The sequence below is a fragment of the Loigolactobacillus backii genome, assembly GCF_001663675.1.
Taxonomy (GTDB): domain Bacteria; phylum Bacillota; class Bacilli; order Lactobacillales; family Lactobacillaceae; genus Loigolactobacillus; species Loigolactobacillus backii.
The window spans coordinates 2410817-2427663 of record NZ_CP014873.1 but is presented as its reverse complement, the minus strand read 5'-3'; the positions used below and the strand labels follow the sequence as shown (position 1 = coordinate 2427663).

The following is a 16847-nucleotide window of genomic DNA, read 5'->3' as shown; positions in this document are numbered from 1 at the left end:
ACCAGGGAGGAATACAGAATGAGAAGATACAATTATCGAGATATGCTTATTAGTGAAAGTAAAACTCATTATAAAATGTATAAAGCTAAAAAGCAGTGGGTTGCAATGGGAATGACTGCCTTTGGGCTTAGTTTGGGTGCTTTTGTAGCAAATCCAGCAACGAAGGCGAATGCTGCCACTGTTCCAGTCAAGGCGGCAAATAGTCAGGCTAGTAGTGGGGCGGCAACCAGCAGTGCCAGTGCAGTTGCCTTAAAGACTAGTACCACGGCCTCTAGCGCTGCAACTACTAGCACAGCAAGTTCTGCGGCTAATAGCTCAGCTGCGACATCAACGAGTACTGCTGCCTCAAGTAGTACTGCTGCTCAATCAACAACTAGTGCTGCAGTCAAAACGGCTGCCAATACCGCTACACAGTCGACAGCTACTAGTACAGCGGCCCAATCCACTGCTACTAGCACTCCAGCAACCACAACGGCCACTAGCTCTGCCGCTCAATCAACAGCTCCAAGTACTGCAGTTACCAAAACGGCCACCAGTACAACGGCTCAGTCAATTACAAGTACTACTTCAAATAAAGCGGCCACGAGTACTGCGGCCCAGTCCACGGCTGCTAGTAGTGTTGCTACACCCACAACAACCCAAACGACAGCTGGTCAAGTTGGTGCGACTAGCACAGCCAAGACTGATCTTGCTTCAACGGCTACCACCAATTTAACTGATCCAACAGCAACCGAACTTACGGCCACTAAATCGGCCGCGGCAGCTAAATATGTAGCAACTGGCCAAGCACAAGTGATCTCCGCTAAAGCAGCAGCTAGTTCTAATTTTAGTCTGACTGATGCAACAGCCAGCACACCGATTACAGACAGTAATTACAGTAAGCAACATAACTTGGTCGCAACAGTCAATGCTCAAGTGGGCGATGCGATCACGATTACCGTGCCATGGATTTTTACAGCAACTAGTGACAATGTTATGGGCGTCAAGAAATCGACAGTTGCGGCTGATGTGACTGGACAAACGACAACTACTGCAGTTCCTATGAACACAGTTTTCACGTATACAGCCACTCAAGCAGGTATTCAGACAATTAATATTGTTTTAACTGGTACTGTTTCACCAAATGGTCTTAATGATGATAGTACTTATAAGGTTTTATTGACGGATAATGATGCTACGCAGTCGACCCTAACTTATACAGTTAGTAATCCTAATACACTTTCTTTTAATAATGTAATTTTGGATCAAAATCAAACTGGTACTTTAGTAGTTAATCAGAATTATGCTTATGGCGTGGAATTGACTTCTCCAAATCACGTGAAATGGAATGGCAATTTTTCATTAACGGTTCCAACCGGTTTCAAGTTATTAGGTGGAACTCTCTTAGATGGTACCGGTAGCAGTATGGGTGATATTACTAGTTTTAATCAAGCTACCACACCAAGAGTGTCCGATGGCGGTATTACACAAGCAGGTGCTGGCACTCCAATTATCATTGAGAAACCGTTTTTAACCTACACGAGCAGTACTTCTGTTTATATCCAATTTTGGGGTATGTACACGAATTCATTGGCTGACACTGAAAATACCTTTTCAATATCGGGTCAGTTTGTAAGCTCAACTGGTGACGCCACATATAATGCTAATAACACTCAGTTACTTTCTGGCACAAGTACGATACCATTGAATGTAAGTACGGCAAAAAGTGACGAAAATTTGGGGATTAGTTCTATTACTTTTGGTACACTTGGCAGTAGTCTTCAAAATAATTATGGTCAAAATGACCTTAATAACGCTTATTTAGATAGTGTTGATTCCTCAGGTAACAAGCAGTCCCAATCTGGAAATTATTCATTTACTAACAATGCTCGTTATGCATCTTTTTTAAATACAGGAAATATCACTCAGACCAACGCTAAATTGTCGATTGATTTAGAAAATGGTACGGAAGCACTATACGATCAAAACAGTAAGCAATATTATTATGGATTTGATGCGGATACTTTTAATACTATTCAATCAATTGTTTTAACGGATTCGAATGGTAAACAGACTACTTACGCTACGAGTGATTTAAAAAGTAATGCTTTATTTTTACCAGTAGGACAAGATGGTAGCGATATTCAAAATATTACTGTGGTGTGGAATCAGGTTTTACCAGGAGTTGAACAGGGTATTGAATACATGGGTAATAACATTTTGACTTCTAAGAAAATAAATGATACAGCAATTTATAAATTTAATTATTCTAGTGATCAAATTGTCACACCAATTGAAAGTTACAAGAATTTGACGATTGTGAATGCACCAGGAATACCATTATCGGTCTCTGTTACGGGCATTACGGGCGGAAACAGCTCTCTTCCTTCTGGGATTTATCGTCCTGGAAATACGGTTAGTGGCACATTTTATATTGGAACAAGTAGGATTGGTAACCTTGGTACTTATTATTTGACGGTTCCCCAAGAGCTTGATTTTTCTTCGATTACTTGGACATCCGGAAGTAAGATGACTTCATTACCGGATATTAATGATTATTTAACAGATCTTGGTTATATTGGTCCAAATGGTGAGCGTATTTTAAAACTTGATTTATCATCAATTAACAGCAGTTTATTTATTGATAACAGTTCTTCAGGAATTCATAGTTATAATGGGTTTGTTCTAAATATGACAGTTAACAAAGATGCGCTGCCATTAACAACTACTGCTTCTTTCTATGATACGATTCAAATTGCTGCCGAGGATTCTTATACTTTATATTCTGGTCAAAAGACCTATGAAATGCAATATGGAAATCAAACGGTTGAGGTCATTTCACCAACTCAAAATGGTAAAGATTTTACCAGTAATTATCAAATTGTTATTCCTTCTTTCATGGGTTCACAAGATGGTGTTGATGATCCAATGACGGCGAAGAATACTTTCTTGGATTATGATGCAACTGATCCAGATAATACAACTGCTCGGTTTAGCTCTGGTGCGACTACGGACACAAAGGATGATATTAATAGTAGTACGATTCAAATGGTGACGGTTAACGGAACGGATGCTTCTTCACCATGGACGCAGAATCTAATTAACTTACCCAATACTGCTAATGGTGATACATTTAATTTAATTTTGACTGGTGAAGGAACCATTGAATCTCAGACAGCCGCCGGTGATGCTGCTTTACTTTATTCCACTGAGAATATAACGCCAGTTACTGGTGAAAAGATTGATACAACTAATTTTGTCACAGCCGATCAAGTTAGTGACTGGTCAACAATTAAGTCCGTTTTGATGACTACAGGTTCATTGACGGATGGCGACTTAGCCGTTGCTTGGTTACCGGTTCAAGTTCAAAATATCAATGACGTTCCAGTTGATAGTTCGGCGACCTTTAGTTCAGTTTTCAAGGCCGAAAATACTGTAGATAATTCGATTCTTGAATCCGACCAAACTATGAATGCTAAGGTTGTTGCCACAAGTAATGTCACGACACAATGGATTCAAGAGGATGCTAATGGAGCACTAACTGCCATTAAACCCTCTAATACCACAGCTTACGAAATTGGTGATGACTATACAACCACACCTTTAGCGATTGGTGATATTCCCGCCGGCTATATGTTGAGTGAGACACCAGCTAATGCTACTGGGACTACTGGTCGTGACTCATTAACCGTGACTTATCTTTATGTTGTTCAGGCTCAGCGAGTGAACGTTCATTATATGAAAGTGAACATAAACAAGAACAGCGATTGGATTCCAGCTATTGGAGCTGAAATACCTGGTACTGAACAACAATTAACTGGGAATTCTGGTGGAACTTATACTAATACACTGGTTATTCCGGCCAATTATCATTTGGCCGGTGAAGATTCTTATGATGCCGAGGCCGTAACCGGTACGTATGATTCAGACTTCACGATCGACCAAGATTACTACGTTTACGTCAAGGATGATACAGTCACTGAAACGCCAACGGATAATCCAGATAATTATGATCTAACTAAAGATGTTAATGAAACAATTACTTATGTTTATGAAGATGGGACTACTGCGGCGGGTGACCATACGGACAAGGTTAGCTTTACCCGAACAGCCACTAAAGATCTCGTAACTGGCGATGTTACTTATACTGATTGGGTAGCTACCGATAAAGATACAACTTTCGATGCAGTCACCAGTCCAACAATTAAGGGTTACACTGCCGATCAACCAACTGTTGCGGCCGTAACTGGTTTAACTGAGGCTAGTACCGATGTAACTAAGAAAGTAACTTACGGGATTGCCGATGGCGCGATTGTTATTGGGGCTAATACTAAGGTTTATGATAATGATCCAACCACTGATCCAACTTATACAGTAACTTTACCAACGGGTATCGTAGCGCCAACTTGGACAGCGGATGATTTTACAGCGCCAAGTAGTCAAGATGCTAGTGATACTGCTTATAGTGTGAGCCTAAGTACTAAGGGTCAGGATGATCTAAAAGCCGCCAATCCTAATTTTAGTTTTACAACGGCTATGATTACGGCTGGGGCTTTAACAATCACACCTGCTTTGATCACGATTGCTGGGCCAGAATTAAATAAGACCTATGATGGTAAGGCTTATACGGGTAAAGGTAACGTTGCCGTTATTAATGGTGTTCCAGCTAATGGCAGTGCACCTGATTATGATTTAGGTGATTTAAGTGACGATATCGATGTTGGGACTTACCCCATTGCTGTAACGGCAGATGCTACTAAAAACGGTAATTATAAGATTACGACAGCACCAGGTCATCTGACAATTACGCCACAGGGCTTAGAAACCGTACCACCAAACACACCAACGAATCCAACTAATCCGGACGATCCAAGTCAGAATCCGCAGCTAACGGCTTCTGTTGTGGTTCAAGGGGCGACCAAGACTTACGATGGTGACGCTAGCACAGATCCAACCACGTTTACTGTTTTAGCACCAAGTAACTATGCTGACTTCGTTATTCCAACATTAACGGCTGATGATTTTGATTTAAGCAATTTGACTAGTCAAAATGTTGGCAGCTACAGCCTGACTTTAAGTGCTAGTGGCTTGAAGAAGTTACAGGACGCCAACACGAACTATAGCTTTGATGCGACGGACGTTCAAAATGGTTTGTTCGTGATTACGCCAGCACCAATTACGATCACAGGGCCAACAGTCTCTAAGACTTATGATGGTCAAGGCTACACGACTGCCTTAACGGGCACGATTACTGGTTTACCAGACAAAGGTTTGGCACCGGACTATAGTTTGACCGATGTTAGTGGCGATTCAGCAGTTGGTAATTATGATATTAACGTTACAACACCAAATACGGCCGATAATAGTAACTACACAATTACACCAGTTGCTGGTAAGTTATCGATCACGCCAGCTAGCTTAGAGGTAACACCACCAAATACACCAGAGGATCCAACTAATCCTGAAGAACCTGGTGAGAATCCACAATTAGCGACTTCCGTTGTGGTTCAAGGCGGGACCAAGGTTTACGATGGCGATGCTAGTACTGATCCAACAACTTATACCGTTTTAGCACCAAGTAAAGACACTGACTTTGTTATTCCAGATTTAACTGCTGATGATTTTGATTTAAGCGGGATTGACAGTCAGAATGTTGGCAACTACGTGGTTAACTTAAGTGCTAGTGGTTTGAAGAAGTTACGGGACGCTAATACGAATTACAGTTTTGATTTAACCGATGTTCAGAATGGTTTATTCGTCATTACTCAAGCACCAGTAACCATCACGGCACCAACGTTAAACAAGACTTATGATGGCCAGCCTTATATTGGGACAGATGATGTGGCCCAAGTTACCGGGGTACCAAGCAACGGGGTAGATTTAACTTATAGCTTGACCGACTTAAGCCAAGATATTAACGCTGATAGTTATGCCATCGACGTTATTGCGACGGCCGAAGATAATCCAAATTATAAGATTACCGCGACACCGGGCCAGTTAACGATTACGCCCCAAAGCTTAGAGGTAACACCACCAAATACGCCAGCGACACCAACTAATCCGGACGATCCGGGCCAGAATCCGCAGTTGACGGCTTCGGTTGTGGTTCAAGGTGGGACCAAGACCTACGATGGTGATGCTAGCACTGATCCAACCACCTTTACGGTTTTGGCACCAAGTAACTACGCCGACTTCGTTATTCCCGATTTAACGGCTGCTGATTTTGATTTAAGTGATTTGAATAGTCAGAATGTCGGTAACTATGTGGTCACTTTGAATGCTAGTGGTTTGAAGAAGTTGCAGGCTGCTAATACCAACTATGAATTTGATGCGACGGATGTTCAGAATGGTTTATTTGCCATTACACCAGCGTCCATTACGATCACGGCACCAACAGTCGCGAAGACTTATGATGGTCAAGGTTACACGGCCATTTTAACGGGTACCATTACTGGTTTACCAGACAAAGGTTTAACACCAGACTATAGTTTGACTGATGTTAGTGGTGATTCGGCGGTTAATAGTTATGCTATTAACGTTACGGTGCCAAATACGGCCGGCAACAGCAATTACACGATTACGACCACACCAGGTATATTAACGATCAACCCAGTTGTTGACGGTATTTCAGTTAGTCTCGGCACGCAACAAAAGTTGTATGACGGCGATGCTAGTACCGATCCAACCATGTATCAAGTTAGTTTATCCAATGGTTTAGTTGCCCCAACGTGGACGGCTGCTGACTTTGATTTTAGTGGGATCACCAGTCAAAACGTTGGTACTTACGCCGTGACTTTAAGTGCGCAAGGATTATCTGATTTACGCGCGGCTAATTTAAATTACACGATTACTGCAGATGAGATTGGCACTGGTAGTTTCAAGATTACGCCAGCACCAATTACGATCAAGGCACCAACAGTCTCCAAGACGTATGATGGCAAACCTTATAGTGGTGATCTAACTGCCACTTTAACTGGCGTACCAACCAAAGGGGACCAACCCGTTTATAGTTTGACGGATGTTAGTGCCGATGTTGCGGCCGACGATTATGAGCTTAACGTCAACGCTGATGCTACAGCTAACAGCAATTACACGATTACAACTGTTGCTGGTAAATTAACGATTACACCACAAAGCTTAGACGTCACACCACCAAATACACCAACGAACCCAACTAATCCGGAAGACCCTGGTCAAAATCCACAGTTAATGGCCTCAGTTGTCGTTCAAGGTGGCACTAAGGTTTACGATGGTGATGCTAGCACTGATCCAACCACCTTTATTGTTTTGGCACCAAGTGACTACGCCGACTTTGTTATTCCAGATTTGACGGCCGATGATTTTGATTTAAGTGATTTGAACAGTCAAAATGTCGGTAACTACGTGGTTAACTTAAGTGCCAGTGGTTTGCAGAAGTTACAAGCGGCCAACCCGAACTATAAGTTTGATTTAACCGACGTTCAGAATGGTTTATTTGCCATTACGCCAGCACCAATTACGATCACGGCACCAAGTGCGTCTAAGACCTATGATGGTCAACCTTATAGTGGTGCTTTAACGGCCACGGTAGACGGAGTACCGACTAAGGGGTTAGCACCAGATTACAGTTTGACCAACGTTAGCGGTTACACAACGGTTGGAAATTACGATATTAATGTAGTAACAACTAATACCGCTGATAATAGTAATTACACGATTACGACTACACCTGGTCAGTTATCAATTACGGCGGCCGAGCTAGATGTGACACCACCAAATACACCAGAGAATCCAACCAATCCTGACGATCCTGGTCAGAATCCGCAGTTAGCGGCCTCAGTTGTGGTTCAAGGTGGGACTAAAGTTTACGATGGTGATGCAGCAACTGACTTAACGACCTATACGGTTTTAGCACCAAGCAAAGATACTGACTTTATCATTCCTGATTTAATCGCTGCTGATTTTGATTTAAGTGGCATTGACAGTCAGAATGTTGGCAATTACGTGGTTACTTTAAGTGCTAGTGGCTTGCAGAAGTTACAGGCAGCCAACACGAACTACAAATTTGACTTAACCGATGTTCAAAATGGGTTATTCGTCATCACGCCAGCGCCAATTACAATCACGGCACCAAGTGCGTCTAAGACTTACGATGGTCAACCTTATACCGGTGTTTTAACGGCCACGGTAGACGGAGTACCAAGTGCTGGGGTTACACCAGTTTACAGCTTGGCTGATTTAAGTCAGGATGTTAACGCTGGTAGCTACGATATCAATGTTAATGCAACGGCCAGTGATAATTCGAACTACACGATTACCACCACTCCAGGTACATTAACGATTACACCAAAGGGCTTAGATGTGACACCACCAAATACACCAGAAACACCAACTAATCCTGGCGATCCTGGTCAGAATCCACAATTAGCAGCTTCAGTTGTGGTTCAAGGTGGCACTAAAGTTTACGATGGTGACGCAGCAACTGATCAGACAACTTACACGGTCTTAGCACCAAGTGAGGATACTGATTTCGTGGTACCAGACTTAACGGCTGCTGATTTCGATTTAAGTGGCATTAACAGCCAGAATGTGGGTAACTACGCGGTTACCTTGAACGCTACTGGTTTGCAGAAGTTACAAGCTGCTAATCCAAACTATGACTTTGATTTAACGAATGTCCAAAATGGTTTGTTTGTCATTACACCAGCACCAGTAACGATCAAAGCACCATCTGTCAGCAAGACCTACGATGGTCAAGCTTATAGTGGCAAAGTTACCGCAACGGTTACCGGCGTACCAACAAAGGGATCAAACGTCAGTTATGATTTAAGTGATCTAAGTTCAGACGTTGCAGTCGGTAACTATGTGATTGACGTTGCAGTAGACGCGACAGCTAACTCAAATTACACGATCAAGACGAAAAAGGGCCAGTTAAGCATTACACCAGCTGGTTTAGATGTGACACCACCAAATACACCAGAGAATCCAACTAATCCGGCTGATCCAGGTCAAAATCCACAATTGGCGGCCTCAGTTGTGGTTCAAGGTGGTACCAAGGTTTACGATGGTGACGCAAGTACTGATCCAACCACCTTTACTGTTTTAGCACCAAGTAAAGATACTGATTTCGTCGTACCTGATTTAACCGCTGATGATTTTGATTTAAGTGGCATTGACAGTCAAAACGTTGGTAACTACGTGGTTAACCTAAGCGCTAGTGGATTGAAGAAGTTACAGGCTGCTAATCCAAACTATGACTTTGATTTAACGAATGTCCAAAATGGTTTGTTCGCCATTACGCCAGCGTCAATTACGATCAAGGCACCAACTGTGTCCAAGACTTATGATGGCAAGGCTTATAGTGGTGCTATAACGGCCACAGCGGCGGGTGTTCCAGCCTCAGGTGTAGCGCCAGTATACAGTTTGACTGATTTGAGTCAGGATGTTAACGCTGGTAGTTATGCTATCAACGTTACCGCAACGGCCACTGATAATTCGAACTACAAGATTACCACTGAACCCGGTCAGTTAACCATTACGCCACAAGGCCTAGATGTGACACCACCAAATACGCCAGCGAACCCAACGAATCCTGATGATCCAAGTCAGAATCCACAGTTAACGGCTTCGGTCGTCGTTCAAGGCGCAACGAAAGTTTATGATGGTGATGCTAGTACTGATCCAACAACTTATACCGTTTTGGCACCAAGTAACTATTCTGATTTTGTTATGCCAACCTTAACGGCCAGCGATTTTGATTTAAGTGATGTGAACAGCCAGAATGTGGGTAACTACAGTGTGACTTTAAACGCTAGTGGTTTGAAGAAATTGCAGGACGCCAACCCGAACTACAAGTTTGATTTAACCGATGTTCAAAATGGCCTGTTCGTCATTACGCCAGCACCAATTACCATCAAGGCACCAACTGTGTCCAAGACTTATGATGGCCAAGGCTACACTGCTGATTTAGCGGCTACCGTAGCCGGTGTACCAACTAAGGGCTTAGCACCAGATTATAGTTTGACCAATGTTAGTGGTGACGCGGCTGTTGGCAATTACGCGATTAACGTCACAGCACCAAACACTGCTGATAATAGCAATTACAAGATCACGACAAATCCTGGTAGCTTAACCATTACGCCAGCCGGTTTAGACGTGACACCACCAAATACGCCTGAAAACCCAACGAACCCTGACAATCCAAGTCAGAATCCACAATTAGCAAGTTCAGTTGTGGTTCAAGGGGCAACCAAGGTTTACGACGGTGATGCCAGCACTGATCCAACCACTTATACCGTTTTGGCACCAAGCAAAGATACCAATTTCGTCGTACCAGATTTAACGGCGGCTGATTTTGATTTAAGTGGCATTGACAGTCAAAACGTTGGTAACTACGCGGTTACCTTAAACGCCAGTGGCCTGAAGAAGTTACAAGCTTCTAATCCAAACTATGATTTTGACGCCACCGACGTTCAAAATGGGTTATTCGTGATTACCCCAGCAGCAGTCACAATCACCGCACCATCTGTTAGCAAGACCTATGATGGCCAAGCCTACACTGGTGATCTGAAGACAACTGTTTCTGGCGTACCAACAAAGGGAACTAGCCTAAACTACACGTTAAGTGATTTAAGCAAGGACACTGCGGTTGGTCAATACGCGATTAACGTTAATCAAACCGCTAGTGATAATTCAAATTATAAGGTTAGTGTTGTAGCCGGCCAGTTAACGATTACGGCCGCTGCTGATTACAGCTTAACCACTAACTACGTTGATGAAACAGGTAAGCAAGTCGCAACCAGTGATAGTAAAACTGATTTAAGTTACGGTGATGCTTACACAACGACGGCCAAGGTCGTGAACGGTTACTACTTGACGGCAGTACCAAGTAACGCCAAGGGTACAATTGGCAAGGGTAACTTAACTGTTACCTACGTTTATAACAAGGTTGGTAGCTATGTGATCACCCCACCAAACGGCGGCAGTGAAACGGATGTTCCTTATCCAAATGATCCGGCTGATCCTGGTAAAGTCACCACCCCAACGACACCAATCGTGCCAAGTGTGCCTGGTGAAACCCCAGTTGGACCAAATGGTGATCCATTAACCCCATCCGGTGACGGTTACTTGCCACCAGCAACACCAGCTGATCCAGGCAAAGATACAACCATCACTTATGTTGCCAACGATTACGGCGTAACGGTCAATTACGTTGATCAAAACGGCAAACAAGTAGCAACAAGTGAGACGCAGACAAAGTTGCACGATGGCGATGATTACACGACAACTGCCAAAGTTGTTAATGGTTACTACTTAACGGCCGTACCAAGCAATGCCAAAGGCACAATTGGTACCAGTGATTTAACGGTTACCTACGTTTACAACAAGGTTGGTAGCTACGTGATCACGCCACCAAACGGCGGCAGTGAAACGGATGTTCCTTATCCAAATGATCCAGATAATCCAGGCAAAGTCACCACACCAACGACACCAATTGTGCCAAGTGAACCTGGTGAAACACCAGTTGGACCAAATGGTGATCCATTAACCCCATCGGGCGATGGCTACTTGCCACCAGCAGTACCGGTTGATCCAGGCACGGATACGTCAATCACGTATACCAAAGATGATCAAACGGCGACTGTGACCTACATTGATGACGATACCGGTCAAGTATTAACGAGTGATAGTCTTACAGGTAAATCTGGTGCAACCATTAGTTATAGTACGGCTGCTAAGATTGCCAGTTACACACAAAAGGGCTACCAGTTAGTGAGTGATGGCTTCAGTGGCACACCAGTCTTTGATGACAACACCACAGCTACCCAGAACTTCGAAGTTCACTTTAAGCAGGGTCAAGCAACGGCAACGCCGGCTAACCCAGGAACACCTGGTGCACCAGTTGATTCCACTAATCCAGATGGACCAAAGTGGCCTGATGGTACAACTGAAACTGATCTTGTGCACAACGTGACCGAGACGATTCATTACGTTGACAACAACGGCAAGACTTTAGTGCCCGACAAGGTTGATACAGTGACCTTTACCCGGACAGCAGTTGTTAATGAAGTCACAGGCAAGTTAACTTATACGCCTTGGACGGCAACTAATGGTGACACTAGCTTTGATGCGCAAAACACACCAATGGTTAGTGGTTATACACCAAGTCAGAGTACAATCGCTGCTGTAACTGGGCTAACAGCAACAAGTTCGGATATTGTCAAGACGGTGGTTTACGCCGAGCAGACGGCTGCTACACCAGCAACACCGACGACAACGCCAGCTAAAGTCGTCACACCAGCTGTTGCAACGCCAACTGAACAAACAGTGACACCAACAGTTAGGTCAACGACAGAAAAGACTGTTCCAACAGCTGCTAAAGTAACACCAAAAGTAGCGGCTACGCAGACAGTCAAAACGGCAAAAGCAACGGCAAAGACAACTAAACCTGTCTCTACAGCAGCAGTCAAGGCAGCAACTTCTGATAATGGTCAGAAACGTTTGCCACAAACTGGTGATGCCAAGGAAGGCTGGTTAGCGGAAGTTGGCCTAGCTATGTTAGGCTCAATCGGCTTACTAGGTGCAGCCAAACGCCGGAAACACGATGAAGATGGCAATTAACAAGTATTAAAAGGCACTTAGGTATGATAAAGAGGCACAGCAGCTTAATTCAAGTTGCTGTGCTTTTTTGTGCCCTGATTTTTTGAATTACGGGAAGTATTTTTATATTGCTGTTCATTATTTTTATGATCAAATCAATCGTCTTTAGAAGGTCAATCTTTACTAAAGAAGGTTAAAAAGAGGTGTTTGTGCGTCCTCAACTTTAATTGATTACCAGAGTAAGCGGCCAAAAGAATTGGTAACGGCCTAATTGTTAGTTGCGTCGGCAGGGTTGAATGGCAGCGCTTTTCTTGTGTGCTAAGTCAACTATATTATAGAATATTTATGAAAAGTGATTTGTGAGTAAGACTTTAGCTAGAGACCTTTTAGAGGAAATTCTATCATGAAATAGTCATTATTTAATGATTATCTGATAGCTTGGAAAACTTCAGGCCGTAAATTAGGTGACGCTTGTTTTTGATCTTGCCAATCTTTCCTATGATTTTAAAAAATAAGTAGTTCCGAATTTTGGCTAATTTTGGCTAAAGATGGGGATTCATTGGTAGTGAATAATCAAGCGGATTGGGCTAAAATTTAGGTAGCGGCAGTTGGAGTTAGCAAAATAAAAAAATCAATTAATGATGATTAATTGTCGCTTAGTTGATTAAAGTTCTAATAATTAAGCTGTCAAAAAATAAATAAAAAAATAATGGTAATTGAATGAAAACTTAAAGCAGGTTTAGAAATTAATTTCACTAGTAGTTTCTGGCTAATTAAGTCATAAAAAATTAGTTTAAAGGTCATTTAAGCAGTTAATAGAGTTAAGGACGGATTATATATGAAAGCCAAAACATTCACGAAAGATTCCACGACGCAAGGGGCCGTCAAATCAGTTTCTACAGCAGAGGATTTCAGCGCCAAGGACACTTCTTTTTCCACATTATTCCTAACCAATAAAGATTTACGTATGTTGCGGGTGTTTCATTATCTTAAAAGTAGCAAGGACGGCAGCACGGTAAATATTAGTAAAAAGTGTGCCGATCTGTCCTATCAAACCGTGTACCAAGAAATTCGCAAAATTCATAAAAAAGCAAAGAGTGAATTCCCTAAAGAAGTCAGTAATAACGCCGAAAAACGGTTAACAACTGGTGCGTTAAAGGCTAATTTAGTGCGCAATAGTTTAGTTTACCGGTGTTTGGAATATATTTTTTACGCGCCGGAAACACCCATTGAACTACTGGAAAAGGTTATGAACGCCAGTATGTCAACCATTGTTCGCCACTTTCATTTAATTAGGCACGTTTTACGCGATTTTGGTATCTATATAAATATTAGCGATTTTAAAATCACAGGTGATGAACGGCAGCTAAGGATATTCTTTTACCTGATGTTTCAACTGGCCGAGGAAGACATTTTAGTTCCGATTTCACAGAAAAATGTTTTTAAAAAATTAATTGGCAAATTACCTCATGGCGCGCTGTTTTTAGATAATAAAAAACAAACTGATTTTCTAAAAATCTGTGCCATTAGGAATAAGCAGGGGTTTCGCCTACAGGATGATAATTTTGAGAATTATTCTAACATTGTCAGTAAAAAGCCGATTTCGTTGACTAAATATCCGGAGATAATGTGGGCGGAATATTTCTGTAATCAAAGTCCGTATTTTGCAACGCAGGACCATCATGTTAAGGATTATGCCTACTATTCGGAAATCATTTACCTAACTGATTTGATAATTGATCAATTAAAGTTAACGCGTTCTTCGGCCTACGTTTTAGAACTAAAGCCATATTTAAGGCTGGTTATTGAATTTGTTCAAAAAATATCGTTACCATTTTTATCACTGAATTACGTTGAAAGCTCAACTAATTATTACGTTATCGACCATGAATTACAGCAATTATTTGCAAAACACGGTTCAAATTTTACTCACTTAAAAACTAATCAGGACGCAATCATCAAAAGTGTCATTCCAATTATTCAACCATACTTTTCAACCAATCAGCAGCTGATTTTTGTTGACATCAGCACCAACTATCTAACCAAAAGTCGGTTGTTAAACACGTTAAATATGCATTTACCTTTAAACTACACGGCCATTGTGACCAAGTCTAATTCAAATATCAAAAAATATTTTTTAATTACCGATCAACAAGTGCACCAAACCGATAATAATTATGTTTGGCACAGTAACCTTAGTTTTCATGAAAATGTGTTTGAACTCGCCAATTTATTGGGTGTTAACTTGGGTCACGTTTGAAAATTAGCCTGTGTTTTCTTGCCTAATTTATTCTGCTATGCTTGCTTAATTTTTTGGCCTAAATGTGTTTAGAAAATTGGTCTGTCGTGTTCGCCACGTTTCAGTTTGGCATATTTTCCAAACACTTCCTAATCGTAAAAATGCCGGTCAATTTCATTGCTATTTTCTGGAGTTAGAAAATTAGCGTTCTGTTTAAATCAAAAAGGGGGCCTTTATTTTGTTCAATCATGATAAAAGCCAAAATATTGAAGGGAAGGATTGGCTTAATGATTCTTACCCAGTTGGACAAGAAGTCGGTAGTCCAATGCATCAATTATTAGAAGAAAAATTAATTTCGAAAAAAACGTTTAACGACTATTTTAATCATAGTGACAAGTTGGCGCCAGCTACACGCAGGGCGCTAGCAGTGTTGGAGGCGGCCAATGCTGCCGATGAACGCCTTTTTTGTTCCAATGTAAAAGAATTCAAACTTAGGTTTAAAAATCGGCTGCCACTTGTGCTGCCTTCGGAAAGTATGGCCCGGATTTATTGTGCCGAAAAGTCTACCGACGCAAACAATACTTATGAAACCACGAACTTTTTACTGATAATTAACTTGGATAAACTTAAATTTTTAGCAGTAAATACTGCTGAGACTGAGAAAAGCCAATACCGATTGCTGAATTGTCAGGATATTACTGCAATTGAGCTCGATTTGGCGTTTGAAAAGTTAAGTATTAACGTTGTTTGGTCACCAGCCTCAGTTGCTAGAGGTGTTAATTTAAGGCAACGCTCTGTTATTGTTGACCGGGCATTATTTGTTTACGCACGGGAAATGATTAAGGGCTGATTGAAATAAGCTGGCCATTCTATATTGGAATATCAATGGGGAATGGGATCACTGTTTTATTTTAAGTAAATATTTCTAGTATCTGAGACTGGTTCGTTGTATTTGTAACTTTATAATTTATTCTGGGATTTAAGGATCGGAAGTTGTGGCAAAATCTAATTTTGGCACGGCTTTTTTGGTGTCTTGATTGCTAATTGAAAAAGAAGGGCCGCTCCTTTATGATAAATAGTATCCAAGCAAAGATCGATGGATCTGCGATAACCTGATGATTGTCTAAATTAATGGAGGCCCAAGATGAGTCTATTTGATGTTTTTAAGAAAAAGAAAACTAACCAACAAGGATTAACCAAACCAACTACCAATCCACAATTAGAGCAGTATTTTAGATTATTAAGAAGTAAACCACGGGATGAAGCTGGGCTGATTGAACAAATTTTTCGCTATATTGCGCTGAATGGGCGATTCTTAGTGGTTATCGCGACGGAAGCGGAAATCAATGAACAAACAACGATGTTAACTATGAAAAAAGATGAAAAATTTAGTTTCCCCTTACTGACCAATACTGCTAATGAAACGATGTTACCAGTGTTTTCGAATTGGGATGAATTGAGAAAGTGGCAAAAGCGTCCTAGTGATAAAGCATTGGTCGTTGATTTTGAAGATATTGCCACTATGGTGTTAGAAGGCACTGATGCCGGATTTAGTCTTGATCCTTTTACGGAGAATTTTGTGGTTTACCGGCAACAGGTTAAGCACATGCATGATCAAAAAAATATTGAGCAGCACGGGCATGTTACCCAGGTCATCAAAAAAGATGCAGCGGTTGAAATTGGTGAACCGGCCGATTATCCAACTGAAATGGTGGCTGAACTTGCCGCTCAATTACCGGCAATAAAGGAAGTAAAGGCAGTTTGGCTGCGGTGGTGGGTACGTGATGATGAAGGCAGTTACCTATTATTGCTCAATTATACGGGTAACCGCGCCCAGCTTTATCCAAAAATAGGTAAAATTGTCACGCCTTATTTGCGTGGCCACTACATAGATATTATGGAAAGTCAGTCATTCTCTGATGTAATCGAGAAAGTAGAACCGATTTATACGCGCAGATAATTTTAGTGAATTAGAATTTATTAAATGGTCGATTGTGAGAATTAAGGGAACATCGCTAGAGTTTTATATTTTGCATAACGTTCGTTAAAG

4 protein-coding genes are annotated in these 16847 nt (G+C 41.7%); all 4 read left to right on the top strand.

Annotation, left to right across the window (positions count from 1 at the left end):
• Nucleotides 1-18: 18 nt before the first annotated feature.
• The 4 genes from AYR53_RS11030 to AYR53_RS11015 all read left to right on the top strand — a co-directional run bounded on the left by AYR53_RS11030 (nucleotide 19) and on the right by AYR53_RS11015 (nucleotide 16757).
• The gene (locus tag AYR53_RS11030; protein ID WP_082920468.1) at nucleotides 19-12579 is read left to right on the top strand and encodes an MBG domain-containing protein; all 12561 of its coding nucleotides are present in this window, start codon (nucleotides 19-21) and stop codon (nucleotides 12577-12579) included.
• A gap of 817 nt (nucleotides 12580-13396) precedes the next feature.
• Nucleotides 13397-14818 carry a helix-turn-helix domain-containing protein gene (locus AYR53_RS11025; RefSeq protein ID WP_068225186.1) on the top strand — a complete coding sequence of 474 codons (1422 nt, stop codon included), beginning with the start codon at nucleotides 13397-13399 and terminating at the stop codon, nucleotides 14816-14818.
• Between the two features lie 217 nt (nucleotides 14819-15035).
• Complete coding sequence (locus tag AYR53_RS11020; RefSeq protein ID WP_068225185.1) at nucleotides 15036-15647, top strand: hypothetical protein; 612 nt, start codon at nucleotides 15036-15038, stop codon at nucleotides 15645-15647.
• Nucleotides 15648-15941: 294 nt separating this feature from the next.
• Nucleotides 15942-16757 (top strand): enhanced serine sensitivity protein SseB C-terminal domain-containing protein, encoded by an 816-nt coding sequence (locus AYR53_RS11015; RefSeq protein WP_068225183.1) that lies wholly within the window; start codon nucleotides 15942-15944, stop codon nucleotides 16755-16757.
• The last annotated feature ends 90 nt before the right edge of the window (nucleotides 16758-16847 follow it).

What these genes read in the sequence shown, in the direction of transcription:
- AYR53_RS11030 (WP_082920468.1), top strand. Translation starts at nt 19, where the DNA reads ATGAGAAGATACAATTATCGAGATATGCTTATTAGTGAAAGTAAAACT.
- AYR53_RS11025 (WP_068225186.1), top strand. Translation starts at nt 13,397, where the DNA reads ATGAAAGCCAAAACATTCACGAAAGATTCCACGACGCAAGGGGCCGTC.
- AYR53_RS11015 (WP_068225183.1), top strand. Translation starts at nt 15,942, where the DNA reads ATGAGTCTATTTGATGTTTTTAAGAAAAAGAAAACTAACCAACAAGGA.